Origin of the sequence: Neisseria animaloris, assembly GCF_900637855.1 — a bacterium.
GTDB lineage: Bacteria > Pseudomonadota > Gammaproteobacteria > Burkholderiales > Neisseriaceae > Neisseria > Neisseria animaloris.
Map to the genome: position 1 here is coordinate 38,041 of NZ_LR134440.1, position 26,998 is coordinate 65,038.

The 26,998-nt window shown below is 48.2% G+C and carries 22 protein-coding genes and 1 pseudogene; 12 read left to right on the forward strand and 11 right to left on the reverse strand.

Features of this window, described 5'->3' with window-relative positions; genetic code table 11:
* Positions 1 to 162 precede the first annotated feature (162 nt).
* Together EL216_RS00180 and EL216_RS00185 are read left to right on the forward strand one after the other, a co-directional pair.
* A complete protein-coding gene (locus EL216_RS00180) occupies positions 163 to 2,055 on the forward strand; it encodes a DUF3616 domain-containing protein (protein ID WP_085391215.1) in 1,893 nt (630 codons plus the stop codon).
* A gap of 182 nt (positions 2,056 to 2,237) precedes the next feature.
* A complete protein-coding gene (locus EL216_RS00185; protein ID WP_158087744.1) occupies positions 2,238 to 3,242 on the forward strand; it encodes a DUF3616 domain-containing protein in 1,005 nt (334 codons plus the stop codon).
* Between the two features lie 106 nt (positions 3,243 to 3,348).
* Here EL216_RS00185 and EL216_RS00190 read toward each other — a convergent pair whose 3' ends face one another.
* The 4 genes from EL216_RS00190 to EL216_RS00205 form a co-directional block, all read right to left on the reverse strand.
* A complete protein-coding gene (locus EL216_RS00190) occupies positions 3,349 to 3,705 on the reverse strand; it encodes a SpoIIAA family protein (RefSeq protein WP_085391217.1) in 357 nt (118 codons plus the stop codon).
* A gap of 13 nt (positions 3,706 to 3,718) precedes the next feature.
* Positions 3,719 to 4,612 carry a DMT family transporter gene (locus tag EL216_RS00195; RefSeq protein WP_085391218.1) on the reverse strand — a complete coding sequence of 298 codons (894 nt, stop codon included), beginning with the start codon at positions 4,610 to 4,612 and terminating at the stop codon, positions 3,719 to 3,721.
* Between the two features lie 88 nt (positions 4,613 to 4,700).
* A complete protein-coding gene (locus tag EL216_RS00200) occupies positions 4,701 to 5,165 on the reverse strand; it encodes a DMT family transporter (protein ID WP_085391219.1) in 465 nt (154 codons plus the stop codon).
* Positions 5,166 to 5,337: 172 nt separating this feature from the next.
* The gene (locus EL216_RS00205; protein ID WP_085391220.1) at positions 5,338 to 7,077 is read right to left on the reverse strand and encodes a potassium/proton antiporter; all 1,740 of its coding nucleotides are present in this window, start codon (positions 7,075 to 7,077) and stop codon (positions 5,338 to 5,340) included.
* A gap of 228 nt (positions 7,078 to 7,305) precedes the next feature.
* On the opposite strand from EL216_RS00205, the gene EL216_RS00210 reads away from it, so the two are divergent.
* The 3 genes from EL216_RS00210 (at position 7,306) to rpoH (ending at position 10,992) form a co-directional block, all read left to right on the forward strand.
* On the forward strand, positions 7,306 to 8,181 hold the full coding sequence (locus EL216_RS00210; protein WP_085391221.1) for a DUF808 domain-containing protein: 876 nt from the start codon (positions 7,306 to 7,308) through the stop codon (positions 8,179 to 8,181).
* A gap of 119 nt (positions 8,182 to 8,300) precedes the next feature.
* The gene (gene lnt, locus EL216_RS00215) at positions 8,301 to 9,860 is read left to right on the forward strand and encodes an apolipoprotein N-acyltransferase (RefSeq protein WP_085391222.1); all 1,560 of its coding nucleotides are present in this window, start codon (positions 8,301 to 8,303) and stop codon (positions 9,858 to 9,860) included.
* Between the two features lie 271 nt (positions 9,861 to 10,131).
* Positions 10,132 to 10,992 carry an RNA polymerase sigma factor RpoH gene (rpoH, locus tag EL216_RS00220; protein ID WP_085391223.1) on the forward strand — a complete coding sequence of 287 codons (861 nt, stop codon included), beginning with the start codon at positions 10,132 to 10,134 and terminating at the stop codon, positions 10,990 to 10,992.
* 63 nt (positions 10,993 to 11,055) lie between these two features.
* Here rpoH and gap read toward each other — a convergent pair whose 3' ends face one another.
* From gap to EL216_RS00235, 3 genes are all read right to left on the reverse strand, one after another.
* Positions 11,056 to 12,084 carry a type I glyceraldehyde-3-phosphate dehydrogenase gene (gene gap, locus EL216_RS00225; protein WP_085391224.1) on the reverse strand — a complete coding sequence of 343 codons (1,029 nt, stop codon included), beginning with the start codon at positions 12,082 to 12,084 and terminating at the stop codon, positions 11,056 to 11,058.
* A 489-nt stretch (positions 12,085 to 12,573) separates the two neighbouring features.
* On the reverse strand, positions 12,574 to 13,257 hold the full coding sequence (locus EL216_RS00230) for a 16S rRNA pseudouridine(516) synthase (protein WP_085390852.1): 684 nt from the start codon (positions 13,255 to 13,257) through the stop codon (positions 12,574 to 12,576).
* A 147-nt stretch (positions 13,258 to 13,404) separates the two neighbouring features.
* Positions 13,405 to 13,890, reverse strand: a complete 486-nt coding sequence (locus EL216_RS00235) for a hypothetical protein (RefSeq protein WP_085390853.1) — start codon at positions 13,888 to 13,890, stop codon at positions 13,405 to 13,407.
* Positions 13,891 to 14,194: 304 nt separating this feature from the next.
* On the opposite strand from EL216_RS00235, the gene dnaQ reads away from it, so the two are divergent.
* Positions 14,195 to 14,923: a DNA polymerase III subunit epsilon gene (gene dnaQ / locus EL216_RS00240; protein WP_085390854.1), complete on the forward strand. Its 729-nt coding sequence runs from the start codon at positions 14,195 to 14,197 to the stop codon at positions 14,921 to 14,923.
* A complete protein-coding gene (ispD, locus tag EL216_RS00245) occupies positions 14,920 to 15,603 on the forward strand; it encodes a 2-C-methyl-D-erythritol 4-phosphate cytidylyltransferase (protein ID WP_232005250.1) in 684 nt (227 codons plus the stop codon). The genes dnaQ and ispD overlap by 4 nt, the downstream gene beginning before the upstream one ends.
* A 258-nt stretch (positions 15,604 to 15,861) precedes the next feature.
* Here ispD and EL216_RS00250 read toward each other — a convergent pair.
* Positions 15,862 to 18,105, reverse strand: a pseudogene (locus EL216_RS00250) (DNA translocase FtsK); the annotation flags it as partial.
* 448 nt (positions 18,106 to 18,553) lie between these two features.
* Positions 18,554 to 18,889, reverse strand: coding sequence for a carboxymuconolactone decarboxylase family protein (locus tag EL216_RS00255; protein WP_085390856.1), 336 nt, complete (start codon positions 18,887 to 18,889; stop codon positions 18,554 to 18,556).
* Between the two features lie 101 nt (positions 18,890 to 18,990).
* Between EL216_RS00255 and EL216_RS00260 the strand changes: the two genes are divergently transcribed.
* Positions 18,991 to 19,917 (forward strand): AraC family transcriptional regulator, encoded by a 927-nt coding sequence (locus EL216_RS00260; RefSeq protein ID WP_085390857.1) that lies wholly within the window; start codon positions 18,991 to 18,993, stop codon positions 19,915 to 19,917.
* 114 nt (positions 19,918 to 20,031) lie between these two features.
* Here EL216_RS00260 and EL216_RS00265 read toward each other — a convergent pair whose 3' ends face one another.
* Entirely contained in the window at positions 20,032 to 21,186 is a 1,155-nt protein-coding gene (locus EL216_RS00265; protein ID WP_085390858.1) for an extracellular solute-binding protein, read from the reverse strand.
* Between the two features lie 311 nt (positions 21,187 to 21,497).
* Between EL216_RS00265 and rpsT the strand changes: the two genes are divergently transcribed.
* The 4 genes from rpsT to aspS all read left to right on the forward strand — a co-directional run bounded on the left by rpsT (position 21,498) and on the right by aspS (position 25,739).
* Positions 21,498 to 21,761: a 30S ribosomal protein S20 gene (rpsT, locus tag EL216_RS00270; protein WP_085390859.1), complete on the forward strand. Its 264-nt coding sequence runs from the start codon at positions 21,498 to 21,500 to the stop codon at positions 21,759 to 21,761.
* A 205-nt stretch (positions 21,762 to 21,966) separates the two neighbouring features.
* Positions 21,967 to 23,106: a phospholipase A gene (locus EL216_RS00275; protein ID WP_085390860.1), complete on the forward strand. Its 1,140-nt coding sequence runs from the start codon at positions 21,967 to 21,969 to the stop codon at positions 23,104 to 23,106.
* Positions 23,107 to 23,184: 78 nt separating this feature from the next.
* Positions 23,185 to 23,916: a DUF502 domain-containing protein gene (locus EL216_RS00280; protein ID WP_085390921.1), complete on the forward strand. Its 732-nt coding sequence runs from the start codon at positions 23,185 to 23,187 to the stop codon at positions 23,914 to 23,916.
* Positions 23,917 to 23,930: 14 nt separating this feature from the next.
* The gene (gene aspS, locus EL216_RS00285; protein ID WP_085390861.1) at positions 23,931 to 25,739 is read left to right on the forward strand and encodes an aspartate--tRNA ligase; all 1,809 of its coding nucleotides are present in this window, start codon (positions 23,931 to 23,933) and stop codon (positions 25,737 to 25,739) included.
* A 73-nt stretch (positions 25,740 to 25,812) separates the two neighbouring features.
* Here the strand turns inward: aspS and coaBC are convergent, their stop codons facing one another.
* Positions 25,813 to 26,994, reverse strand: coding sequence for a bifunctional phosphopantothenoylcysteine decarboxylase/phosphopantothenate--cysteine ligase CoaBC (coaBC, locus tag EL216_RS00290; RefSeq protein WP_085390862.1), 1,182 nt, complete (start codon positions 26,992 to 26,994; stop codon positions 25,813 to 25,815).
* Between the last annotated feature and the right edge of the window lie 4 nt (positions 26,995 to 26,998).

Here is a 26,998-nt window from a genome sequence, read left to right on the forward strand (position 1 = left end):
TATGGTTTTGATTAATTCAGTATGTTGCTGATACAGGGAGTGATCAAAACGTTTACTTGAAACATCAAGCCGCTTTTCTGTATGTTCAGTGCAGTTTAAGCGGTGTTTTTTACTGATTTTGTCTGTATGTTTGTAAATTAGAAAAATTAAGAAAGTACAAAAATGACCTTAGATAATCAAAATAGTAAACCTGAAGAACCCAATGGATTGAGGGAGGGGCCGGTTAGTGCTTCACAGATCGAGCAGGAAGTGCCGCAAAACGAACAATTTGTTTACGATGCCGAGTTTGACATTCAACCAGATTCTTTTCAAGAGTTGGTGCCTTCCGAAGATTTAGTAGCGGAAGATGATGTTGCTGAATCAGAAAATATATCGCTTGAAAATTTGGATTTGAGCAAGGAAGAAATTGCGGCGGCCAAGGCTGCAAAAAAGGCTGAAAAGGCTGCTAAGAAAGAGGCGAAGCGCAAAGAAAAAGCTTTGGTTATTGAGGCGGAGCAAAGCGGGCCGCAGATAGGTACGGCTAAAGGCGTGGAAACAATGTTCCGTAATGCTTTCCGTACGGAAATGGAATTGTTGGCATTAGCGGCGACCAAAGCCAATATTATGATTTCGCTGAACGGTTTTATCGTGTCGGCCTTGATGATTTCGGGTGCATTCATTTTCGCCTCTTCTCCCGAATTTTTGATTCCTGCCGGTATTTTTATGGTAACGGCAGCCGCATCAATTGTTTTTGCTTTGCTCTCCGCTTCTCCGGAACGCATCAGTAAAATGAAAGTGGCATGGAAATGGTTTCGAGACGTACTTTCCCGTAAAGCCAAAATCAGTGATTTCAGAGCAAGGGTGGTGCAGCCGCGCGTACATTATTTTGGTGATACGCCTAATATTTTGATTTACGAGGATCGCGTAAAGATTTCTAAAGAACGCTATTGGCGGATGATGCAGGACATCATGGCAGACCGTGAGCAGGTTTACGAAAAGATGAGCGACGAGCTGTATTGGTTGGGGCTGATTGCCAATAAGCAATTCAAATATCTGAACTTATCTTATGCTGCATTCCGTTGGGGTTTGTTGGCCTCTTTGGTTGCTTTTATTGCAGTGAAAACTCTGCCTGCTGTGATGCCGTCGATGCAGGCAACTAAGGAGGCAGCCAAATTACGCAGCGTAGGCATCAATACCTTTAAAGGAGTGTTTGAACCCTCTGCCGTTCAACAACTGCCGGACGGCCGCCTGCTGGTTATGGAAGACGAATCATCGCGTGCCGCCAGTATTTTGAGCTTTGCACCGGACGGATCGTTAGTTGAAGACGATGCTGCCGACACGCGTATCATCCGCGGGTTCAAGCGCAAATTGAGCGACTTGGAGGGCCTGACGCGCGATAACGAAGGCTATATTTATGCTGCTACTTCACATTCGCGTACCCGTGAGGGTATGCGCCGCCCTGACCGTGAACATTTACTGCGGTTTAAGATTCAAGGCAATGATGTGCGCGAATTGAGTTCTTTCGATACGCTGGTGGATACGTTGGAAAACTCGGAGCAATTGAAAGCCTTGATTAAAGGTAAAATCGGTACGTATTTGGATTTCAAATCAACCAATATCGAAGGTTTGGCATTCGATCCGCGTACCAATCGCTTGTTGCTCGGTTTCCGCGATCCGGAGTTTAACGAACATTCGATGATTCTCTACATCGATAACCCTAAACAGATGTTCACGGAAAGAGCGCAGCCCAATTTTGTCGATGTAGCTTTCATCGACATCAAAGGGGGCGGCATCCGTTCTCTCAACTATGATCCGGTTCTCAAAGCGTTTATTCTGACCAATGAGGTTAAAGACGAAGATGGCACAAAGTTTTCGCAATTTTGGACATGGAGCGGCAATCCGAAAGACGAGCCCATGCCGGTTGACCTACCTAATCTGCGGCACATGACTAACGTAGAAGCCGTTGATTCGGTTAAAATAAATGGTCAATCTCGTCTGATATTGATGAGTGATGAAGGGGATGCGAAAAAGAATCTTACTGCCAAATATATGATTGTCGATTACAACGATTTTTGATATATAAAGCATACCAGAGGCCGTCTGAAATCGGGAAGGTGGCAGTTAGGCCTCTATTCATAGCCGGATAACGGAAGGCCATAACGGGATTATTGCATTGTTTTGCCGCGATTTGCGGCAACGTGCCAGATAGTGGTTTTCAGTTGGCCGGCTGTTTTATTTTAGAAAGGAAGAGTATGTTTATGTCCCGTAAAAAGTTATCCTTGGGGTTATCTGCGACAGCGTTGGTATTCTGCGGTGTTTGTGTCAGCCCTGTTTCCGCTGCCCCGGCAGGCAGTGTAAAGGGGTCTGAATTTCATCATCTGAAAAGCATTTTCGAACCTTCCGCTGTACAACAACTGGCAGACGGCCGTTTGCTGGTAATAGAAGATGAGCCCGACAGAGCTTTCAGCCTGTTGAAAATAGCATCTAACGGTACATTAACAGAAGATGATGCCGCCGACACTGCTTTGATGAAAAGCATTAAAGGCAGATTGAGCGATTTGGAAGCACTGGCTGTTGATGCAGGCGGCTATATTTATGCTTCTACTTCTTACAGCAAAACGAAAAAAGGCGAACGCCAACCTGAGCGTGAGCGGTTGGTACGTTTCAAACTTGAGGGTAATTCTGTCAAAGATATGCGTGATGCCCCCAATATCAAAGAAGCTTTGAAAAACGCACAAAATGTGCATAAAACTGTTCAAGGAAAAATCGGCCGCAATGTTGATTTTGAAAACCTCGATATTGAGGCTATGGTTTATGATGATGCCGGTAAACGCCTGCTGCTGGGGCTGCGCGAGCCGCTTGCCAACGGTATCTCTATGATTATTCCTATTAATAATCCTGCGGCGATGTTTGAGAAAAAAGCCGCTCCCGTGTTCGGCGAAACGGTTTTTCTGGATATCAAAGGCAGCGGCATCCGTTCGCTGGACTATGATCCCGAAACCAAGGTTTACAGTATCACCAATGAAGTCCGCAATCCCGACGGCGGCAAAGATTACTCGCAGTTATGGTTTTGGAACGGCGATGCCAAATCACCGGCACGCCCTGTTAACCTGCCTGAAATCAAGAGCTTGAAAAATGCCGAAGCGGTCGGCTTTGCCAAATTCAACGGCAAGCAGCATTTGGTGGTAATGGGAGATGAAGGCAGTAAGAAAAAACAACGGCCTGCACGTTATTTCATCATTGATGCAGCTAAATTGAAATAATAATGCCCCCATAACCCGGTTCAAACAAAAGGCCGTCTGAAAACAAACGTTGCGTATTGCCGCAAAGGTTATGTTTTCAGACGGCCTTTGATGTTTGGAATGGTTTTTATGAGGAACGTGCTTCCAGTAACCATTTTTGGGCGGAGGCGGCATCATCAAAATATTTCGGATGCTGTTGTGTAATCAGGCTGGAGAGGCGAGTGCCGAGTTTGATCCACATATCGTCTACCACGATTGCAATACGGCCGAAATCATCTTCATGATTGCGCATGAATTTCAACTGTTCCACCGCCATGTCGATAGTGAAGTCTTTCAGCATAGATAAATCCAAAAGCATGTCGGGACGGTGGATTTTCTGGGTACATTCCAAGGCGGCACGCTCGAATTCGTAGAAATCTTCCAGCGTAAACTCGTTGTATAAAGCTACATTCAAACCATAAGTTTGTTCCCGGATCGAAATCATCATGCGCTCCTGTTTATCTGAATAATTTGAATTTTCGCAGCCATAAGGGACTCATCCCGCTTAGGATGCCGCTTATCACAATAATACCCATTCCCAGCACTTCCTGCCAGCTGATTTTATCTCCTAAAAACCAAACACCGGCCAGTGATGAAAATACCACGGTGAGATAAGAAAGCGAGGCCACGGTAAACTTGTCGCCGACCTTGTAAGCACGGGTCAAGCATAACTGGGCAACCAAAGCCGATGCACCGATGCCGAGCAGATAGGGAAGGGTATTTAAGTTGATGGGATGCCAGCCGGTAATGGTAGCCCATCCTGCCGATAAAACCGTGCCGACCAGCGACAGATAAAACACCACGCGCCAACCCGGTTCTCCGAGCAAAGAAAGCTCACGCACTTTTAAATAAGCCCATGCCGCGAGTGCGCCTCCGCACAAACCGACTACTGCCGCCCATTCCTGCCCGCTTTGAAACGAAGGATTCAACAGTACGACCACACCGATAAAGCCCAACGCCAGCACCAGTTGCGTGTAAAGCGAAACCCGTTCTTTCAGCACGATAAACGAGAGCACCGCCAGAAAAATCGACGAGGTATAGCCGAGCGTTACTCCGGTTGCCAGCGGCAGGTGCGTGATGGCATAGAAAATGCAAAACATTCCCAGCGTGCCCGATACGCTGCGGCTTAAATGCGCTTTCCAGTGCGGCGAAGCGAACGATTTGCCCTGCATTTTCGCCATAAAGCCTAAAAACAAGGTGGCGAAACTCATGCGCCAAAATACCAGCTCGCCCGAACCCAGCCCGAATTGCTGAGAAGCGGATTTAACCCACAAGTTCATCAGTGTAAAGCTCAAGGCGGCAACAATCATCCAACCGGAGCCGAGCATATCTTTTTCAGTTTGGTTTTGCATATTGAAAAAAGGAAAGAGGCATATCGAAAATCGGATTTTGAAAGAGGTAGGGAGGCCGTCTGAAAAAGTTTTCAGACGGCCTCAGACGTTATTGTTCGAACCATTTGTCGCCGAACATAAACAATGCCAAGCCGATCAGCATCACCCCCATGCCGGCGAATTTCCACCAGTATATGCTGCGTACGGGCATCTGAATCAGACCGTAGCCGTCGATAACCATACCCGCAGCAAGCTGGCCGATAATCAGTAAAAACACGACATTGCTGATGCCCATTTTAGGGGCGAGGAAAACGATGGTAAATACAAATACCGCACCAAGCGCGCCGCCGAGCCACCTCCACCACGGCTGTTGGCCTGCATGGGCGAACACATTACTCCAGTCGGATTGGAACAGTGTTACGATCAGCAAACAGACGGTGCCGACGATAAAAGAAACCAATGAAGCCACCAAGGGTTGGTCGCCGATGCCGAAACTGAGGCGGCTGTTGATGGCGGTTTGTACCGACATGCCTGCACCTGCAACCAGAGCCAGCAGTAAATAGAAAATATTCATGGTATTCCTTTCCGTTTCTCTATGCCTGTTTCACGATGTGGGCATTTGGTAAGGCCGTTATCCGCAGTGGATTTCCGTGCCGTGTGCCGCCGGTATGCTCGGTTTTACGAATGTCGGGTTGCATGGCAAATAAGGCCGTCTGAAAGGTTTCAGACGGCCTTCGGATATTCCTTTACACACTCTGCCCGGGACATTTCAGGCCCAACCATTTCATTGAGCCGTCTTTGTCGGTTTCTTTTACCGTGAGCACGAAATCGCCGATATGGATACGGTCGCCTTCCACCGGAACATTGCCCATAAAACGGGCTTTAAACAGGCCGTGCAGCGTTAGTTTGCGCTCTTCTTCCGAAAGCTGCAAGCCGTAAGCATCGGCCAGATCGCCGGCTGTGCTGGAAGGGTTGACCACAAACTCACCGAAGAAGTTATGGCTCACACGCACGGTATTGCCGGTTTCGGCAAAGCGTTTGGCCAGCGTATCTACTTGCTCGGGCGGTACGATATACCATGCAGTATCGCCGGCTTGAAGACGGGTATCCAAGCTCAATTCTTCGCGTTTATGGTTGCGGATAAGGGCGAAGCAGCGGGTAGAGAGCAGGCTCAAATCTTGAGTCACTTCGTCGGGATGCATACCTTCGGCATCCGATTCCGCCATTACTTCATAGGCCAGAAGCGGCACCGATTCGTTTTCGGAAAGCCAGATTTCACGGCTGTCTTTCGGTTCCGGTTTCGGCGGTACGGCTACTTTCAGCAGGCGGGCGGCTACGGGAATAGTGGTTCCTTGAATCAGCAGCGACAAAATGACTACGGCAAACGCCACATCAAACAGCAAACGGGCGTTTGGCACCCCCATTACCAAAGGCATCATCGCTAACGTAATCGGCACCGCTCCGCGCAAGCCCACCCAACTGATGTAGGCCAGCTCGCGTTTGTTGTAGTGAAACTTCCATACGCTGCTCAATACGGCCAGCGGGCGGGCGACCAACATCAGAAAAGCGGCGATAACCAAAGCGTCTATGCCGTGTTCCAGCAATTGCGTAGGCGTTACCAGCAAACCCAGTACCACAAACATACTGGCTTGTGCCAGCCATGCCAAACCGTCCATTACGCGCAGCACATGTTCGGTGGCATGGCTGTGTTGGTTGCCGATGAGGATGCCGGTAAGGTAAACCGCTAAAAAACCGCTGCCGCCGATCAGGTTGGTAAAGGCAAACACCAGCAGGCCGCCTGAAACAATCATCAGTGCATACAGGCCTTCGGCAAGATTCAGACGGCATACCATGCGTGCCAGAATTTTGCCGCCGATAAAGCCGATACCCAAACCGAACCCCAATTGTTGCACCAGCATCCACAAAAATGAAAATATACCGGCATCTTCGGGATTGATGGTCAGGGCTATCAGCGCCGTTACCAGAAAAATGGCCATCGGGTCGTTGGCTCCGGATTCGATTTCTAATGTTGCCTGCACCCGCTCGTTTAAGCGCACACCACTATGCCGCAGCAAACTGAACACCGCACCCGCATCGGTGGAGCCGACAATTGCAGCCATCAATATTCCGAAACGCCAGTCCAAACCCATATAAAGCGTAGCAAATACGCCGAGTAAGGCTACGGTGGCGACTACCCCCCAACTGGCTAATACCGAGGCGGGTTTGAGAGCGATACGGAAGCTGTCGAGTTTGGTACGCAAACCGCCGTCGAGCAGAATCACGGCCAGTGCAAGCTGGCCGATTAGTGTGGCGGTAAAGAAATTATCGAAAGCAATCCCGCCTATGCCTTCTTCTCCCGCAAGCATGCCCACGCCGAGAAACATCAGCAGCAGCGGCAGGCCGAGCCGTGCCGACAAAGTGGTTGAGATTACGCTGAGAAACAGCAGTAATCCGCCCAATAAAAACAGGCTGTTAATACCATCCATAATTTGCGTTGCGTATAGCGGGTAAAATTATTATATTTTAGCATAAAATAAACGACAGCTTGTTATGCCGAACGGATTTTGTATATTTTAAGACGGCCTTTGTAAAGAGATACTTTAACGTGGAGGCCGTCTGAAAAGACAAGAATGAAAAAAACATTAATTAGGCTATAATGCGGGCGTGTTTAAATAAACAGCCGCTTTTTTAGCGGCTTAACCATAGGAAAAAATATGGCTTTTGCCTCTCTTTTTACCCTTCTCGATGATATTGCCTCCGTGCTGGATGATGTGGCCGTGATGACCAAGGTGGCGGCCAAGAAAACCGCAGGCGTGGTAGGCGATGATTTGGCTTTGAATGCCAATCAGGTAACCGGCGTGAGTGCCGAGCGCGAATTGCCGATTGTGTGGGCTGTGGCAAAAGGTTCTTTTATCAATAAAGTAATTTTGGTGCCGGCGGCACTGCTGCTTTCGATTTTCCTGCCGGTGCTGATTAAGCCGTTGCTGATGATAGGCGGTGCGTTTCTGTGTTTTGAAGGAGTGGAAAAGCTGCTGCATAAATTTTTAAACAAGCAGGTGGCCGAGGAACAGCATGCCGCCGTTGATGAAATCGTCGATGAAAAAACCAAAATCAAAGGAGCCATCCGCACTGATTTTATCCTTTCCGCAGAAATCATCATCATTGCATTGGGTGTGGTCGGCACATACAGCGTTTTAACCAAATCATTGGTTATGGCTCTTATCGGCATCGGTATGACCGTGCTGGTGTACGGCTTGGTGGCCGGCATCGTTAAAATGGACGATTTCGGAATGTGGTTGATGGGCAAGCCGAACGGTGCTGTGCGTGCGTTGGGTAAAGGCATTATTCTTTTTATGCCGTGGTTTATGCGCAGCCTGAGCGTGCTCGGCATGTTGGCCATGTTTTTGGTGGGCGGCGGCATCATTGCCCATAATCTCGATTTTGTGCATCACTTTCTTCACGCCCGCCATTGGGATGCCGGTTTGAGCGGCCATGTTGCCACACTGGTTGTCGGTTTGCTTACCGGTGCTGCGGTGTGCGCAGTGGTGCTGCCGGTAATGAAGATGTTTAGTAAAAAAGGTGCCCGCTAAACTTATATAATATAAATGTGGCCGTCTGAAAAAGTATAATAATGTGTACGTTCCTTTTCAGACGGCCACTTTTCATTTTGTTGTCTGTTTCAGAATAAACAATCACTTTTCAAACGCTTATGTCTTCTCTACGCAAACTCGAACAATATTGGCGGAAACCTTTGTTTTATTGGCCGGCGTTATTGCTTATTGCTGCCGCAACGCCACTTACATTCGCACCATACTATCGTTTCTGGTTGATGCCGTTACTGTTTGGCGCACTCATCCGCCTAACCGAATTGCGCCCGCAACATACCGTAAAAAGTGCTTACTTGTTCGGATTGATTGCCTATACCGCACAATTTTATTGGATTCACACCGCCTTGCACGATATTTCGGGCCTGCCCAATCTGTACGCCGTGCCACTCACTTTTCTACTGCCTGCTTTTTTGGCACTGTATCCCGCTGCTGTTTTTTGGCTGTTGAAAAAATTCAGTCTGCCGCGTTGGGTAAGGATCGGTTTGGTTTTACCGGTATTATGGACGCTAGCCGAATTTGCACGCGAACGGTTACTGACGGGCTTCGGCTGGGGTGCGCTCGGCTACTCGCAAATTGCTGACAACAGCCCGTTGGCGGGATTTGCCCCGCTCGGCGGTATCCACTTGGTTACATTAGCCACCGCATTCACAGGCGCATGGTTGGTTTTGTCGGTTGATAATCAAGGCCGTCTGAAACAACGGATGATTTCTGCATGTGCCATTATCGTCTTGGCGGCAGTAGGTTATGTTGCCAAAAATTTTGAATTTACCCGTCCCGACGGCAGCACCGCCACCGTGGCTTTGGCGCAGGGGAATATCCCTCAAACGTTAAAATGGCAGCCGGACCAAGTGATTCCGACTATCGAGCGTTATTACGGGCAAGTGGCCGGCTCACACGCCGATATCGTTATTCTGCCTGAAACGGCCATTCCCATGATGCGGCAGGATTTACCGGAGGGCGTAATCGAACAATTTGCCGAACAAGCCGCCCGAAACGGCAGTGCATTGGCAGTCGGTATCAGCCAATACACTTCAGACGGCCAAGATTATGAAAACGCCGTAATTAATTTGGCAGACTATCGGCGTGCAACCCCCGATAAGGTTTCTTACTATGCCAAAAACCATCTTGTGCCTTTCGGAGAATACAAACCGTTGCCGTGGTTGACCGAGCCCCTATACAGCATGATGAATATACCGCTGGCTGATTTCAAACGCGGCGGTAACGCACAAACACCGTTTGTGATGAAGAATCAAAAAGTTGCTTTTAATATTTGTTATGAAGACGGCTTCGGCGACGAATTGATTGCATCGGCAAAGCAAGCCACTTTGCTCGCTAATGCCAGCAATATGGCATGGTACGGCAAATCAAATGCCATGTTCCAACACTTGCAGCAATCACAAGCACGTTCCTTGGAGCTTGGTCGTTATATGGTTCGTGCAACCAATACCGGAGCTACGGCAATCGTAAACCCGAAAGGAAAAATCGTTGCACAAACCATACCGGATACCGAAACGGTGCTGGAGGGAAAAATTGAAGGCTATGTGGGAGAAACACCATATATGAAACTCGGAAGTTCGTGGCCTTTAATGATTTTATTGGGTTTGTGCGCAATAATATTTTATTGGGCAGGCAAGCGTAAAATTATCCCAAATAATGATTAATTTTTATGCTTTAAAGTATTGAATGTTTTTTAAGACGGTCGGTTGCAAGCAGGTGTATTTCCGAGTAATATACTCAAATAATATAAAGCTATCGAAAATAAAAAAATACAAAAATTTACCTATTAAGTGTTGAATCCGTACGCAAAATTCCTGTCTAATGTCAACACGATTCGATAAGCAGTGTTATACTCATCCGTTCAACGGTATATCAAACCGGTTGCCGTTTCAGACGGCCGCCTTCTACACAATTAAGGAAAAACAATAGATGACAATGAATAACGCCTTTGCATTACCCGTCCCCAGTGGTCATGGTAGCTTGGAGCAGTACATTCATACCGTAAACAATATCCCCATGCTGTCAGCAGAAGAAGAAACGCAGCTGGCAGAACGTCAAATGAAAGGCGACTTGGAAGCCGCCAAAAAACTGATTCTTTCACATTTGCGCGTGGTCGTATCCATTGCACGCGGCTACGATGGTTACGGCCTGAATCAAGCCGACTTGATTCAGGAAGGCAATATCGGCTTGATGAAAGCCGTGAAACGTTTCGAACCTACGCGCGGAGCACGCTTGTTTTCGTTTGCCGTGCATTGGATTAAAGCCGAAATACACGAATTTATTTTGCGCAACTGGCGTTTGGTGCGTGTTGCAACCACTAAACCGCAACGCAAACTTTTTTTCAATCTGCGCAGTATGCGTAAAAACCTGAATGCTTTATCTCCGAAAGAAGCTCAGGAAATTGCCGATGATTTGGGCGTGAAGCTGTCTGAAGTATTGGAAATGGAACAGCGTATGACCGGTCGCGATATTGGTATCATGGCGGATAATAGTGATGACGAAGACAGTTTTGCACCGATCGACTGGCTGGCAGACGATGACAGCGAGCCTACCCGCCAAATTGCCCAAAAAGCCCATTACGCTTTGCAAACAGAAGGATTGCAGAACGCATTAGCGAAATTGGATGATCGCAGCCGCCGCATTGTGGAAACCCGTTGGTTGCAGGATGATGACGGCTTAACCCTTCATGAACTGGCTGCCGAGTATGGTGTTTCGGCGGAGCGAATCCGTCAAATCGAAGCTAAGGCAATGCAGAAATTACGCGGTTTTTTAGCGGATGAAGCGGAAGCCGTTTAATTTAATGTATTATAAAAAAGGCCGTCTGAAATCTTTCAGACGGCCTTTTTTGAGTTTCGGAAATTATTTGAATGGCGTTACTTCCATGCCGAACATTGCCCGGGCGGTATTCAGCATTTGGCAGCTAAAACCCCATTCATTATCATACCAAGCGAATACTTTTACCATATTGCCGCAGGTTACTTTGGTAAGCGTGCTATCGAAATTGCTGGCTTCGGTGGTATGGTTGAAGTCCATTGAAACTAGGGGAAGGTTGTTGTAGCCGAGTATGCCTTTCATCTCACCTTCGGAGGCTGTTTTCAATATGCCATTGATTTCTTCTACGCTAGTATCACGGCTCGCCTCAAAACTCAAGTCTACCAATGATACGTTCACAGTCGGCACACGGATAGCCAAACCGTCCAGACGGCCTTTTAATTCCGGAAGTACCAAGCCGACCGCTTTTGCCGCACCGGTTTTGGTAGGAATCATGTTTTCCACACCGCTACGGGCACGGCGCAAGTCTTTGTGGCGCACGTCGGTAACGGTTTGGTCGTTGGTTAAGGCATGGATAGTGGTCATCAAACCCTTATTGATACCGATGGCCTCATTCAGGGCTTTGGCGACCGGAGCCAGACAGTTGGTGGTGCAGGACGCATTGGAAACTACAGTCATGTCTTCGGTCAGAATATTATGGTTTACGCCGTAAACGATTGTGGCATCCACGTCTTCATCGGCAGGTGCGGAAATCAGCACTTTTTTTGCGCCTGATTCCAAGTGTATTTTTGCAGCGGCTTTGCTGGTAAAGGCACCGGTGCATTCCATAACCAGATCTACGCCCAGTAATTCCCAAGGCAGCTCGGCAGGATTGCGAGTAGAAAAAAAAGGAATTTTTTTACCGTTAATGACTAAATGGTTTTCATCGTAAGAAACGTCGGCATCAAAACGGCCGTGTACGGTATCGAATTTAGTCAGATGGGCATTGGTTTCGAGGCTCCCGCTAGCATTTACGGCAACAATTTCCAGTTGTTTGTCCAATTTGTAATCATAGATTGCGCGTAATACTTGGCGTCCGATACGGCCATAGCCGTTGATGGCAACCTTAATGCCCATGTTATATTCCTTTTGCTTGTGCTGAGAGTTTAGAAAATAGGCTGTAGCAGCCTGTAAGTCGGCTGAATTATAACGTAGCGTAGTGGCATGTAGTCAAGTTGGAGTTACAGACGGTAATATTTTAATGAATGCTGTCTGAAAGAAATTTGATCTAATACAATGGTTAATATATGAAATTAAATTATAACTTTAGATAATATTATTGAATTTTAAATAAATATATATACAATAATTATTGTCGTTAAATTTTTTTAGGTAAAAAAAACCATCTATACTAAGGGGAAAAGTATAGATGGCCAAACACATTACGGGGAAAACGTCTTACTCACTTAACTCACTCCTTTCGGAGTAAGTGTTACTCAGACCTGTGTATTATATATTAGTTCACAACTTTAAGTGTTAATTTTTTTAAATGCTTTCTTAAAATTAATATTATTTTGATTTTTAAATAAAAATAGTCAATTTTCGATATTATAAATAATTCAATCTTTACAAAAGTATAAACTTCCAATCACCTGGAGGCAGGTTTTCGCAGTGCCAATCACCGAATTTTCTGCGGTGAAGCTGTTTTACACGGTTTCCTGCGGCGGAAATCATACGTTTAACTTGGTGGTATTTGCCTTCGGTAATCGTCATTAATAATGTGGTGGGGTTTTCTAGAACGGCTTCGGTTGCTGCTACGATTTCATTTTCATCATGTAAGAGCACGCCGGTTTTAAGGGTTTTGCATAAGGTGTCATCGGCCGGATGTTTCAGTATCACTTGATAAAGTTTGGAAACCTTGTGTTTGGGTGAAGTCATCCGGTGGTTGAATTGGCCGTCGTTAGTGATCAATAACACGCCGGTGGTGTCGGCATCCAACCTTCCTACAGCCTGCATATCCAGTTGCCGCATATGGTCGGGGAAGAGGCTGAACACACTCGGATGATGTTGGGGTTTATGGGAAGTTTCGTAACCGGCAGGTTTGTTGAGCAGAATGTAGAAATAGGGCACAGGTACAACAATAAACGGCTCCCCATCTATTTCTAAAGATGCTACCTCATTAGGTGTTATGTTGTCTTTAGGATGGTTACGGATCGTGCCGTTGATGACGATACAGTCATTTTCTATCAGCCATTGGCATTGTTTGCGGCTGCCGATGCCTTGTGATTGTATATATTTGAGCAGTTGCATAATCGAGCGGATGAGAATTTTTCAAACGGCCTGATTGTACTGTAAGGCCGTCTGAAAAACTAATCAGTTTTCAATAAGTGGATTAAACAAAAAAAATCGCCCCTTTAATAAGGGGCGCAAAAGGAACACAAACCACTACCAAAACAGTTATGAATATACGGCAAAATTTTCTATATTATGATTTGCCGGATATAAGGCTTTCATCAAATCTGCTGGTGAAAGCGTAAAATCTCGGTTTTCATCTACTGTTAACCGGCCTTGTTGAGGGGTTAACTCTAATAAACAAGCATCGGCTGCTTGGATTAATTTGTTTGTTGTATGTCGCATACGCCGTTGTAGAGCCTCAATAACACGACTGTACAGACTGTCTTTTTGCTTAATGGTACGGATAGTAGTAATCCAACTCAAGCGTGCCTGTGCATCTGTGTCTTCGATCAGTAAAATACTGGTTTCCTGGCTGTCTTTTTGCGGTGTCTGCGGCAACCAAACATAATACTTCCCATTCAATGTCACATAAACGGCATCATGAATTTCCGTTACATCGCTGCATTGTGTTGCCAGCAATGAGTGAACAGTTTGTTGATGCAGTCTCAAAATATTCAGAGAGACTTGCTTGAAAATGTTTTCAGGCATTTTCCCCTCCTTTCATTTTGGGTGTCATCGAGTGCTTGGGTTGTATTATACGCAATAAAGCATATTTTGCAAATGATAATTGTTATTATTTGAAATAAAAATCATAACTTTTTGTTTATTAAAAAAAGAAATTTTAAAATATTAGAGAAGATCAATAAAAATCATTGTTTAAATATATGGTAGGCATGCAATCGGCCGATATTTTTATTAGGAAAATAAAAATATCGGCGCAGCTTATCGTTGTTTTTACTTTCGCAGCTGCTTTTAGTATGATGCGGCTGGACTTTTTTATAAGTGTTATGCCATGAATACCCGCCAGATCATTCTTGATACCGAGACCACCGGCCTTTACCCCAATAGCGGCGACCGTTTGATCGAGTTCGCCGGGCTGGAAATGATTAACCGCCAGATGACTGACAACAATCTGCATCTGTATGTCCATCCTGAGCGCGACATTCCCGAAGAAGCGGTTGCCGTGCACGGGATTACTCTTGAGCGTTTGGAAGAAGAAAATGCACCGAATTTTGCAGCGGTCGGCCTGCAAATTGCAGATTTTTTGCGCGGGGCGGAGTTGATTATCCATAACGCCAAGTTTGACGTAGGCTTTTTGGATATGGAGTTCCGCCGCATGGGGTTGCCCACTATTAATGAGTTGGGCTGTACCGTTATCGATACGCTGGCGATGGCGCGGGAAATGTTTCCGGGGCAGAAAGCAAGTTTGGATGCGTTGTGTAACCGTTTTGACGTAGACCGTAGCAAACGTGTGTTGCATGGGGCGTTAATCGACTGCGAATTGCTGGGCGGAGTTTACTTGGCAATGACGCGGGGCCAGTTCGACTTGATGGACAATACTGTCGAAGAGGAAGAAGAAGTACATATCATTACGGAAATAAAACGCCCCGCCTATTTGAAAGTAATCAAAGCCGATGAATTCGAAGCGGCAGATCATGAGGCTTATCTGGACGGCTTGGATAAAGCTGTCGGCGGCCAATGTTTATGGCGTATTGCAAAAGGAAGCGGGGCGAAAGCGTGAGCCGTAATATCGCTTTGATTCCGGCCGCCGGTGTCGGAGAACGTTTCGGTGCAGGCAAACCTAAACAATATGTAGAGATCAACGGCAAAACCGTTTTGCAACATGCATTAGATATTTTTTCCGGCCATCCGAAAATTGATTGTATCGCTGTTGTGTTGGCTCCGGATGATGGTTTTTTTCAGACGGCCTCTGATAAAACGGTTTTACTGCATTGCGGCGGCGGCAGCCGTGCCGAAACAGTAAGGAACGGTGTGGATGCATTGGTAGCGCAAGGATTGGCGGCAGATACAGACAATATTCTTGTGCACGATGCCGCACGCTGCTGCTTACCGGCCGAAGCCTTGAGCCGTTTGCTTGATGAAGCCGCAGATCAGGCGTGCGGCGGCATTCTTGCCGTGCCGGTTGCGGATACGCTTAAGCGTGCGCAAGGAAAGCAAATCGGAGAAACCGTACCGCGTAGCGGCTTGTGGCAGGCACAAACGCCGCAGCTTTTTCAGACGGCCTTATTGCAGCGTGCTTTGTCGGTTGAAGATTTGAGTGCGGTTACCGATGAAGCCTCGGCGGTTGAGGCATTGGGCATCAAGCCTTTGTTGGTTCGGGGCGACAGCCGTAATTTAAAACTGACTTTGCCGCAAGATGAATATATTGTGCGGTTGTTGCTGGCAGATAAAAACAAATAGGTTGGATACCGAAATATGCTGTATTAGAGTTGGGAAAGGCCGTCTGAAAGATACAGTAGCAGTTTTCAGACGGCCTTTTCAGTTTAAACGGGTAAACTTGTAAAATTTGATTTTAAGGTCTTAATGGCCTTGTTTGATTTCGCCATCTTGCTTTTTTTTGTTTCCAGTTAGATTCTTTGTTGGCGGCAAGGCTTCCATTAAAAGAAGAGGCCGTCTGAAAACACCTGCTTTGAGTTTTCAGACGGCCTTTTTATCGTTTTACAGATTATCTTTCTGCGCCAAAATCTTGCGGCTGCCGCCGACATCTGCTGGCGAAACCACACCGGCATCTTCCAACGCCTGCATCAGGTTGGCAGCGCGGTTGTAGCCGATTCTGAGCTGGCGTTGCAGGGAAGAAATCGAGGTTTTGCGGGTCTCCAATACAAATGCCACGGCTTGATCAAACAGTTCGTCGCTGTTGGCATTGGGGTTGACGATATTGGTGGTTTCCAATGCCGCCTCGCCGCTGAGCAGGCCTTCGATATAGTTGGCCGGGGCTTGGCGTTTGACGTGGGCGACAATTTGGTGGACTTCGTCGTCGGATACGAATGCGCCTTGCAGACGGGTCGGCTCGGCGTTGCCGGGTTGCAGGAACAGCGAATCGCCGTATTTCAGCAGTTCGTCGGCACCCATCTGGTCGAGAATGGTGCGGCTGTCGATTTTACTTTGCACGGTAAACGCCATGCGGGTGGGAATGTTGGCTTTAATCAGGCCGGTAACCACGTCCACGCTCGGGCGTTGGGTGGCGACAATCATGTGGATGCCTGCGGCGCGGGCTTTTTGGGCGAGGCGGGCGATTTGCTGCTCGACGGCTTTGCGTTCGGTCATCATCAGGTCGGCCAATTCGTCGATTACCACCACAATCATCGGCAGTTTGTCCAAAGGTTCGGGATCGTCGGGATTGAGACTGAACGGATTGAGCAGCGGTTTGCCTGCTTCTTTGGCATCGGCCACTTTTTTGTTGAAGCTTTCGATATTGCGCACACCGGCGTGCGAAAGCAGGCGGTAGCGTTTTTCCATCTCTGCCACGCACCAGTTGAGCGCTTGGCCGGCTTCGCGCATATCGGTAACTACGGGGCAGAGCAGGTGGGGGATGCCGTCGTAAATGCTCAATTCCAGCATTTTCGGGTCGATCATAATAAAGCGCACTTCTTCGGGCGTGGCTTTAAACAGAATCGACAGAATCATGGCGTTCACACCTACCGATTTACCCGAACCGGTCATACCGCCGACCAATAAATGCGGCATTTTCGCCAAATCGCCGACCACGGGAATGCCGGCGATGTCTTTACCCAGCGCGACGGTGAGCTTGGACTTGGCATCGGTAAACACGGGCGACGAGAGGATTTCGCTCAACATTACGTCTTGGCGGCGTTCGTTGGGCAGCTCGATGCCCATGGTGTTTTTACCGGCAATGGTTTCGACAATCCGCACCGCCTGTAACGACATCGAGCGTGCCAAGTCTTTGGAAAGGTTGACAATCTGGCTGCCTTTCACGCCTTGTGCCGGTTCGATTTCAAAGCGGGTAATTACCGGCCCCGACGTGGCGGAAACCACCTGCGCACCAATGCCGAATTCCGCCAGCTTGGCTTCGATGCGTTCGGCGGTTTGCTGGAGTTTGTCGGGGTTGATGGTAGGCGGCTCGCCCTGCGGCAGGCGCAGCAGGTGCAGCGAAGGTTTGGTGTATTCGCCGCTGTGCTGGTGTTCGGCCGCTTCGCCTTTTTCATCAAACAAGGCGGGCTGAACGGGTGCGGGCGGCGCAACGGATACGGGAACGGCTTTGCGGTTGCTGCTGGTGCCTTCAATTTGTTGTACCGGCTCGGCGGTGATGTTTTTCGCTTCGCGCACCATACGGCGGGTGGTTTTGGCATCGGGCAAGTCTTTGATGTATTTGTATTCTTTACGGGTGAGTTTCATCCAAAACCATTCCAGTTTGGCGCCGGTTTTTTCGAGGATGTCTAACCACGAAACTTGCGTGAGAAGCGATAGGGCCAGCAGCAAAATCACCAGCATAATCAGCAGGCTGCCCGATGTGCCCAGCAGCCAGCTCAAGCCGGCAGCTGCAAACGAACCCACCAATCCGCCTGCACCGACGGGCAAAGAATCGGCAAGCTGGTTTTTAAATGAAAACACTTCGAGAATCGGGCTGCAAATCAGTAAAACGGCTAGAGCAGATATGGCGATAGTGTGGTTGTAGGGTTTACGTTCTTCGGTTTGCAACGGACGGAAGTTTTTATAGAGGAAAACGCAAGCGGCGATTACCCACCACCAAAACGATAAACCGAACAGGTAATAGCCGATGTCGGCAAGATAAGCACCGAACAGGCCGCCGAGGTTGTGTACATCATCGGAAGGCGGCACGCTGCGCGACCATGCAGGGTCGTCCATCGTGAAGCTGGCAAGCGCTAGGGCAACATAAACGGTAACCAATAATCCGAGCAGCCAGCCGGTGTCGTTGATCAGGTTTACGATATGTTGCGGACGTTTTTTGACGGGATTGTTTTTCGTTACTCCTCTGGCATGACGCAGCGGTTTTTTTTCAGACGGCCTTGTGCTTGCAGTCTTGGGTTTGTTGGTTTTTTCAGTAGTTTTGGGGGATTTGGTAGCCATAACAATTGTATCGTGGAGGCCGTCTGAAAAACAAAACGGCGGCAAAAGGAACATTGACCGCCTGATGTTGTTGAAGTTTCAGAAATATTGAGAAACATTTATGCAGGCGGTTTGGCAGAAAGCGGGATTATACAATATCTGTGTTCACTGCTTGCAAAAATACGGCTGAAAGGCTGTGTTTTTGGTAGCTCGCACTGGATGTTCAATCAATGTTCAGATTCTTCTATACAGGCCGTTTGAAAAAAGCCCGCCGTAAGGCGGGCAAGGTTCATCTGCTTGATGTAGCAACGAACTGGGAAAATCAGCGTTGGGTTTCGGCAGCTTCCAAAACACGTAAAGCGTAGGTGTAGGCGGCACCGGCATTGAGCGAGATGGCCGTTGCTAAAGCTCCGACGATTTCGCTTTCGGTTGCGCCTGCTTTAACTGCATTTTCGGCATGAATGCTGATGCAGCTTTCGCAGCGTGTGGTAATGGCTACGGCAATGGAAATCAGCTCTCGGGTTTTCTCGTCCAATGCTTCGGCCGCCGCCGCTTGATCGAGCAAGTCATAGGCTTGGACCATTTTAGGATGGGATTTGCCTAATTCGCCAAACAATTTTTTTACATGGGCAGTATGTTCAGGCCAATTTTGAAACATGTTAATTTCCTTTCTGGTTGGTTATTTTGAATTTCAGACGGCTTCATTTTACAAAAAAACCAGTAGAATAATCTGCAAATCGTCTCAAAATCTGGTGCGAAATGGATATTCTCGATAAATTAGTTTCTCTGGCCCAAATCAAAGGGCGTGTGGATGTGCAATGTCGTTTTCAAGAGAATTGGTATGTGCGGCAAGAGCCTGTGCAAACGCAGGGACAGGTGCATATCGTTGCCGAAGGGGAAGGGTATTTAAAGGTTGACGGATGTGATGCACGCCTTTTGAAGGCCGGCGATGTGGTTCTTTTTCCCCGTGTTGCGGGGCATATTATCAGCAGCAGTGTGGCTTGCGATAATACCTGTGATGTGCCTGAAATTGTGCAAAACGGGGTGTTTACGCTGAAAAAAAGTGGTTCCGCAGGAAAGGGGATGGATTTATTTTGTGCCCGTTTTGATTACGATGCCCAAGCTGATTTAATCAAGAGCTTGCCGGAAACTGTTTATTTGAAAGTCGAGCATCCCTCGTTACGTGCTTTGATAAGCATGTTGGAATACGAGGCGCAACGCAAGGAAGAAGGAGCGGAAACTGTTGTCAATGCTTTGTTTTCCGTTTTATTGGTGTTATTGATGCGCGTTTATTTGGAACAGGGCAATCGGGAGGTGCTGGCCGGTACATTGAACGGCTGGCAGGATTACCGCCTCAGAGGGGTGGTGCAAGCGGTATTGGCATCGCCGGAATACACGTGGAGTGTCGGCGATATGGCAGCGGCTGCCAATATGTCGAGAGCCCAGTTGATGCGTTTGTTTAAGCAGCAAATAGGCGTTAGCCCTCACGTTTTTGTAAGCCGCATCCGTTTGCAGCAGGCTGCTTTGCTGCTTAAAAATACGGCAGATTCGGTATTGTCGGTGGGGTTGTCGGTAGGTTTCCGTTCAGAAACGCATTTCGGTAAAGCCTTTAAAAAGCAATACGGCATGTCTCCGGGACAATACAGAAAAAACGGCAAAGCGGATTTAGCCAGCGCACCCGAGTAGAGCAGCACAGGTCATTTGCTTCCTACCCGAGCTAGGCTGCATTGTATGTTCGGTTTGCCAATCATAAAAAACGACGGCTGCATCATACAGCCGTCGTTTTTTATGAACACAGGTTTAACGGGAGCCAACTTTGATTTTCTGCCACAGATTCACAGTCAGTTTTTTCGCATCATCTGCCATTTGCGGCATAACGAAACCGTCTTTTACATCATCGGTATTCGGGAAAATGGATCGGGTAGCAACCAGCGTAGGATCCATTTTTTCACGGGCCGGCAGGCTGGCGGGGGCGAAAGTAACGGCATTGCCGTTTTTCGCAGCCACTTCGGGGTCAAGTGTATGGTTGATGTACTTGTGGGCATTAGCCACGTTTTTGGCATCGGCGGGAATCAACCAAGATTCGATCCAGAAACCCATACCTTTCGGTGTGAGCACTTCGATACCCACATTGTTTTTCACTTCTTCCGAACGCGCTTTCGCCATGTTCAAATCACCGCCGTTACCTGCTGCCAAACACACGTCGCCACGGGCTAACTCGTCAATAACCGACGGGCTGAAACGTTTCACGTCGGGACGGATGGCTTGCAGAGTGGCCGCTGCTGCTTTGATGTCGTCGGCGTTGGTTCCTTTTGGGTCTTTACCCAGATAATTCAGCACAATCGGGAACATTTCGCTGGGGGTATCCCATAAAGCGATGCCGCAAGATTTCAATTTTTTGGTGTATTCGGGTTTGAACAGCAAATCCCAGCCGTTTTCAGGCAGTTGGCCGCCCAGTATTTCTTTACCCTTAGCTGTGATGGCCAAAGTGTTCACCCCTGAGAAGTAGGGTACGGCGTATTCGTTGCCGGGGTCGGCCGTTTCGAGCATTTTCAACAGCTCGGGATCGATATTTTTATAGTTAGGAATCAAATCTTTATTGATTTTCTGATATGCGCCTGCTTTGATTTGGCGCGGCAGGAAAGCGATACCGGGCACAACAAGGTCGTAACCCGACCTGCCGGTTAATACTTTGGCTTCCAGCGTTTCATTATTTTCATACAGGTCGTAAGTAAGTTTCAGGTTGTTGGCTTTTTTGAAGTCCGCAACAGTGCTTTCGTCAACGTAGTTCGACCAGTTGTATATGTTGAGATTATTGGTTGCGGGCAGGCCGTCTGTATTGGCAGCAGCGGCAGAACCTGCATCTGCTTGAGGTTGGGCGGTTTTTTGCTCGCTTTGTCCGCCGCACGCAGCCAAAGAAAGGGCTGCGATTACGGCTAATACTGATTTTTTCATACGGGTTGTTTTCCTGATGAAATGGTTGAAATGAAAGAAGCCGCTGCCCCATAGTAAACCCCGGCGGCGGCATGGAGCGGTATTGTAATGGAGTGCCTAATAAAAATCAAAATGATAGGGGGTGTTTTGAGGAGGTGAGACATAAGGCAGAAAGGCCGTCTGAAAGCAGCATTTTTGTTTGAAGGTTGTCGCTTTCGGGAGGGCTTGCAGGCGGGTGTCGGGTTTTTTGATTAAAACACTTGCGTATATACAGTTAAGTATTTAAAATTACGCGTTTACGAAAATTTGATTTTTATCAGGAGATATTCAATATGGCAAACAGCGCACAAGCCCGCAAACGCGCCCGCCAAGCGGTTAAACAACGTGCCCACAACGCCAGCCTGCGTACTGCTTTCCGCACAGCGGTGAAAAAAGTACTGAAAGCGGTTGAAGCCGGCGATAAAGCTGCCGCCCAAGCAGTTTATCAAGAGTCTGTGAAAGTGATCGACCGTATTGCCGACAAAGGCGTTTATCACAAAAACAAAGCAGCTCGTCATAAAAGCCGTTTGTCTGCCAGGATTAAAGCTTTGGCTTAATTTGAGCAGGCCGGTAGGTGCGACGCGGTAATGCTGTTGAGCTCCGCACTGCTATCATGTAAATGCTCCTGAACAGACGGAAGTTCGTGTTCAGGAGCATTTACTTTTTTGATTTGAAGATTTTGATAAATTGAAACGGTAAGGCAAGCATTTGGAGGCCGTCTGAAGTTTTCAGGTGGCCTTCGGAAAGTGGTTGGTAAATATAATGTTGAAACGTTATTTGATTATCGGTGCCTGTTTATCGGCAGCAGTACCTTCGGCTGCGGCAGAGGATGCTGCATTGCAATGTACCTTGGTACGGGACAACTCATTGCGTCTGGCCTGTTTTGATAAAGTGTATTCGGCACAATTTCCGCTGCAAAAAGCACCAACACCGCCAAAAAGCAAACCTAAAGCTGTAGATTTGGTTAGAACGGTGGATGAAAGTTTACACAGAAAAGAAGCTACTATTGTTTTTAGTACAGACCAAGGGCAGCCGTTGGCCGCTCCTACGGAAACTCTGCTTGATGCGGCGGACGCTTATACACCGTTGAGCCAGATGTATGATTTGGATCAGAATCATACAAGCGGAATTTTATCGGTGCGCGAGCATAATCCTATGTATCTGATTCCTGCATGGTACAACAGCAATCCGAACAGAATGCCGCAATCATCTACACGAGGGGTGTCTGAAAACCGGATTTCCAAAGAGCAGAAGCGCTTGGAAGCCAAAATGCAGGCTTCTTTTAAAACCAAGTTGATGGAGGATGTATTCAAAACCCGTGCCGATATTTGGTTTGGTTATACTCAAACCTCGCATTGGCAGGTATGGAATCAAGGCGAAAAATCGGCACCGTTCCGTAACAACGATTACCAGCCGGAGTTTTTTATTACCCAGCCTGTGAAGGCCGATTTGCCGGGCGGAGGTAAGTTGCGCATGCTTGGTTTGGGTTTGGTGCACCAGTCGAATGGTCAAAGCCGTCCTCTATCACGTTCTTGGAACCGCATCTACGGTATGGCAGGTATGGAATGGGGTAAGTTAACGGTTATTCCGCGTTTATGGGTAAGGGCGTTTGACCAGAAAGGCGAAAGAGACGATAACCCCGATATTTCCCGTTATATGGGTTACGGCGATTTAAAACTGCAATACTTATTTAACAACCAGCAAACCGTTGCCACCACCATGCGTTATAACCCGAAAACCGGCAGGGGAGGTGTGCAAACCGATTATACTTTCCCGATTAAAGGCAAGCTGAAAGGTTATGTACAGGGTTTTCACGGCTACGGCGAAAGTTTGCTCGACTATAACCACAAACATAACAGTGTCGGTTTTGGTTTTATGTTAAATGATTGGGACGGTTTTTAGAACGTTCAAAAACACTCGTTTATTGCTGCCCAAGCGCGTATAATGCCGCGCTTGGGCAGCAACTTTAAGATTGACACTATGGCAAAATACACGGCAGATAGCAGCAGTTTCGCTAAAGCATTGAAAAAATACCTGATTACGGGCGTTTTGGTATGGCTGCCTATTGCCGTTACGGTTTGGGTGATTACCTATATCGTTTCCGCGTCCGACCAATTGATTAATCTGCTTCCTCTGCATTGGCAGCCGAAGTACTTTTTAGGATTCAATATTCCCGGTTTGGGCTTCATCGTAGCGGTGTTGGTATTGTTCGTTACCGGTTTGCTGGGTGCGAATGTATTAGGCAAACGTATGATTGCCGCTTGGGATAATCTGCTCGGCCGCATACCGGTTGTAAAATCCATTTATTCCAGCGTTAAGAAAGTATCGGAATCATTGCTTTCCGATTCCCGGCAATCGTTTAAAACGCCGGTGTTGGTGCCGTTTCCTCAACCTGGTATTTGGACATTGGCTTTCGTGTCAGGCAGCATTCCGGTTCCTGCGCTGCAAAGCTTACCGCAAGGAGAGGAATATATTTCGGTTTATGTGCCGACTACACCCAATCCTACCGGCGGTTATTACATTATGGTAAAACGCAGTGATGTGCGCGAGCTGGATATGAGTGTGGACGAAGCATTGAAATATGTTATTTCTTTAGGCATGGTGCTGCCGGATTCTGCCGAAGCTTCCGCCTTGCTGACAGCTATGCCGTCTGAAAACAACGAAACTGTTTCAGACGGTCTCCAATCAACATCAAAATCCGAAAATAAATAAAGGGATTCATTTTTATGCGTACCAATTATTGTGGCTTGATTGACGAGCAATATTTAGATCAAACCGTTACCGTGAAAGGCTGGGTACACCGCCGCCGCGATCACGGCGGAGTCATTTTTATTGACTTGCGCGACCGTGAAGGCATCGTGCAGGTGGTTATCGACCCCGACACGCCGGAAGCCTTCAAAACCGCCGATTCAGCCCGTAACGAATACGTTTTAAGCATTACCGGTAAAGTGCGCAACCGCCCCGAAGGCACGGCTAACGATAAAATGATTTCCGGCAAAATCGAAATTTTGGCTAAAGAAATCGAGATTTTAAACACCGCCGCTACGCCTCCGTTCCAAATCGACGACGAAAACATCAGCGAAAACGTGCGCTTAACCAACCGTGTGATCGACCTGCGCCGTCCGCAGATGCAGCGCAACCTGCGCCTGCGCTACCAAGTGGCTATGGGCGTACGCCGCTATCTCGACGAACAAGGCTTTATCGACATCGAAACGCCGATGCTGACCCGTTCTACTCCCGAAGGCGCGCGCGATTATCTCGTGCCCAGCCGCGTGCATCCGGGTGAGTTTTTCGCTTTGCCGCAATCGCCGCAGCTGTTCAAACAACTGCTGATGGTGGCCGGTTTCGACCGTTATTACCAAATCACCAAATGTTTCCGCGATGAAGATTTGCGCGCAGACCGCCAGCCCGAATTTACCCAAATCGATATCGAAACTTCGTTCTTGAACGAAGATGAAATCATGGATATTACCGAAGGCATGGCCAAACAAGTGTTCAAAGATGCATTGGGCGTGGAATTGGGCGATTTTCCGCGCATGCCGTTCTCCGAAGCCATGTTTTACTACGGTTCCGACAAACCCGATATGCGCGTGTCGCTCAAATTTACCGAGCTGACCGAGTTGATGAAAACCGAAGAATTCAAAGTATTTCGTGCCGCAGCCGATATGAAAGGCGGCCGCGTGGTGGCTTTGCGCGTGCCCAACGGTGCGAAATTAAGCCGTAAAGACATCGACGAATACACCAAATTTGTCGGCATCTACGGCGCGAAAGGCTTGGCTTACATCAAAGTCAACGACGTGAGCAACATCACCAACGGCGAAGACAGCGGCCTGCAATCTCCGATTGTGAAATTCTTGTCTGAAAACTGCCTGAAAGAAATCATTGCCAAAACCGAAGCCCAAAACGGCGACATTATTTTCTTCGGTGCCGACAAAGCCAAGATTGTGAACGAAGCCATCGGTGCGCTGCGTATCAAAATCGGCCACGAACACGGCGCGGAAAACGGTTACTTCGCGGATGAGTGGAAACCGTTGTGGGTGGTTGATTTCCCGATGTTCGAATACGACGAAGAAAACGACCGCTATGCCGCCATGCACCATCCGTTTACTTCGCCCAAGCCCGGTCATGAAGACCTGATGGAAAGCGATCCCGAAAACTGCTTGGCGCGCGCCTACGATATGGTATTGAACGGCTGGGAAATCGGCGGCGGTTCTATCCGTATCCACCGTGCCGACGTTCAGGAAAAAGTGTTTGCCGCCCTGAAAATCAGCCCTGAAGAGCAACAGGAAAAATTCGGCTTCCTGCTGGACAACCTGAAATTCGGCGCGCCTCCGCACGGCGGTTTGGCCTTCGGTTTAGACCGTTTGGTTACGTTGATGACCGGTGCCGAATCTATCCGCGACGTGATTGCTTTCCCGAAAACCCAGCGCGCCCAATGCTTGCTGACCAATGCGCCGAATGCGGTTGACGAGAAACAACTGCGCGAGTTAAGCCTGCGCTTGCGTGCGAAAGCGACTGAAAACAAAGAAGCGTAATTGGTTGTTTTGAGATAAGTGAGGCCGTCTGAAATATTTTCAGACGGCCTTTTTCGTATATATCGGATTTGTTTTATTTTACCCATTCTGCCAAGCGCGCCACGATTGCGGCTGCGGCTTGGTTTTTATCAGTTTCCGGCAGTGAAATTTCCTGCTTTTCATCAATAATGGTAATTTGATTGGTTGTCTTACCCATGGAGATGGACACATCGTTAGCCACCAGCATCGGAATGTTTTTACGCAAACGTTTGGCGCGGGCGTTTTCGAGTACGTTTTCGCTTTCGGCGGCAAATCCGATGCAAAACGGCGGGTTAGCGAGTGAAGCCACGGAAGCAAGAATATCGGGGTTTTCCGCCAATTTGATGACGGGAGGAATGCCGCTGCCGTCTTTTTTCAGTTTTTGCGGGCTGCTGTTTTTCACTTTGTAATCAGCTACGGCGGCTACGGAAATAAATACGTCTTGCCTGCCGATATGTTTATGCACCATTTCATACATGGCTTGGGCGCTGACGGCTTGCTCGGTATGGGCCAAGCCGAAAGGCAGTGGGGTTTGAAGTTGGCCGTATATCAGGGTAACCTCGGCTCCGGCTGCGCGGCAGGCGCGGGCGAGGGCGGTTCCCATTTGGCCACTGGAGAGATTGGTAATGCCGCGAACAGGGTCAATGGCTTCAAAGGTGGCACCCGCGGTAATCAATACTTTTTTGCCTTGTAGAGTTTTTTCCGTCCATAAGTCGGGCAATAGCTCCGCCAATTCGACCGCTTCGGGCATACGGCCTATGCCGGTTTCGCCGCAAGCCTGCTCGCCGTAGACGGGTTGGAATACGGTGATGCCGTCTGAAATCAGTTGGGCGATGTTGCGGCGGTTGGCAGGATTGAACCACATTTCGACATTCATGGCAGGAGCAACCGCAAGCGGGCATTTGCGTGCGGCTGCAAGGTTGGTAAGCAGATTATCGGCGATGCCGTTGGCTATTTTTGCGATGGTGTTGGCTGTGGCAGGGGCAATCAGAAAGACATCGGCTTGGCGTGTGAGATTGATGTGTGCCATGCCGTTGCCGCTGTATCCGCCGTGGGTTTCGGATAAAATGGGATTGCCGCTGAGTGCTTGAAAAGTAAGTGGCGAAACAAATTCGGCTGCTGCGCGGCTCATGGCAACGGTAACGTCATGACCCTGTTTTTTCAACAGTCGTACCAGTTCGCAGGATTTGTATGCAGCAATGCCGCCGCTGATGCCGAGAAGGATATGTTTGCTCATGAAT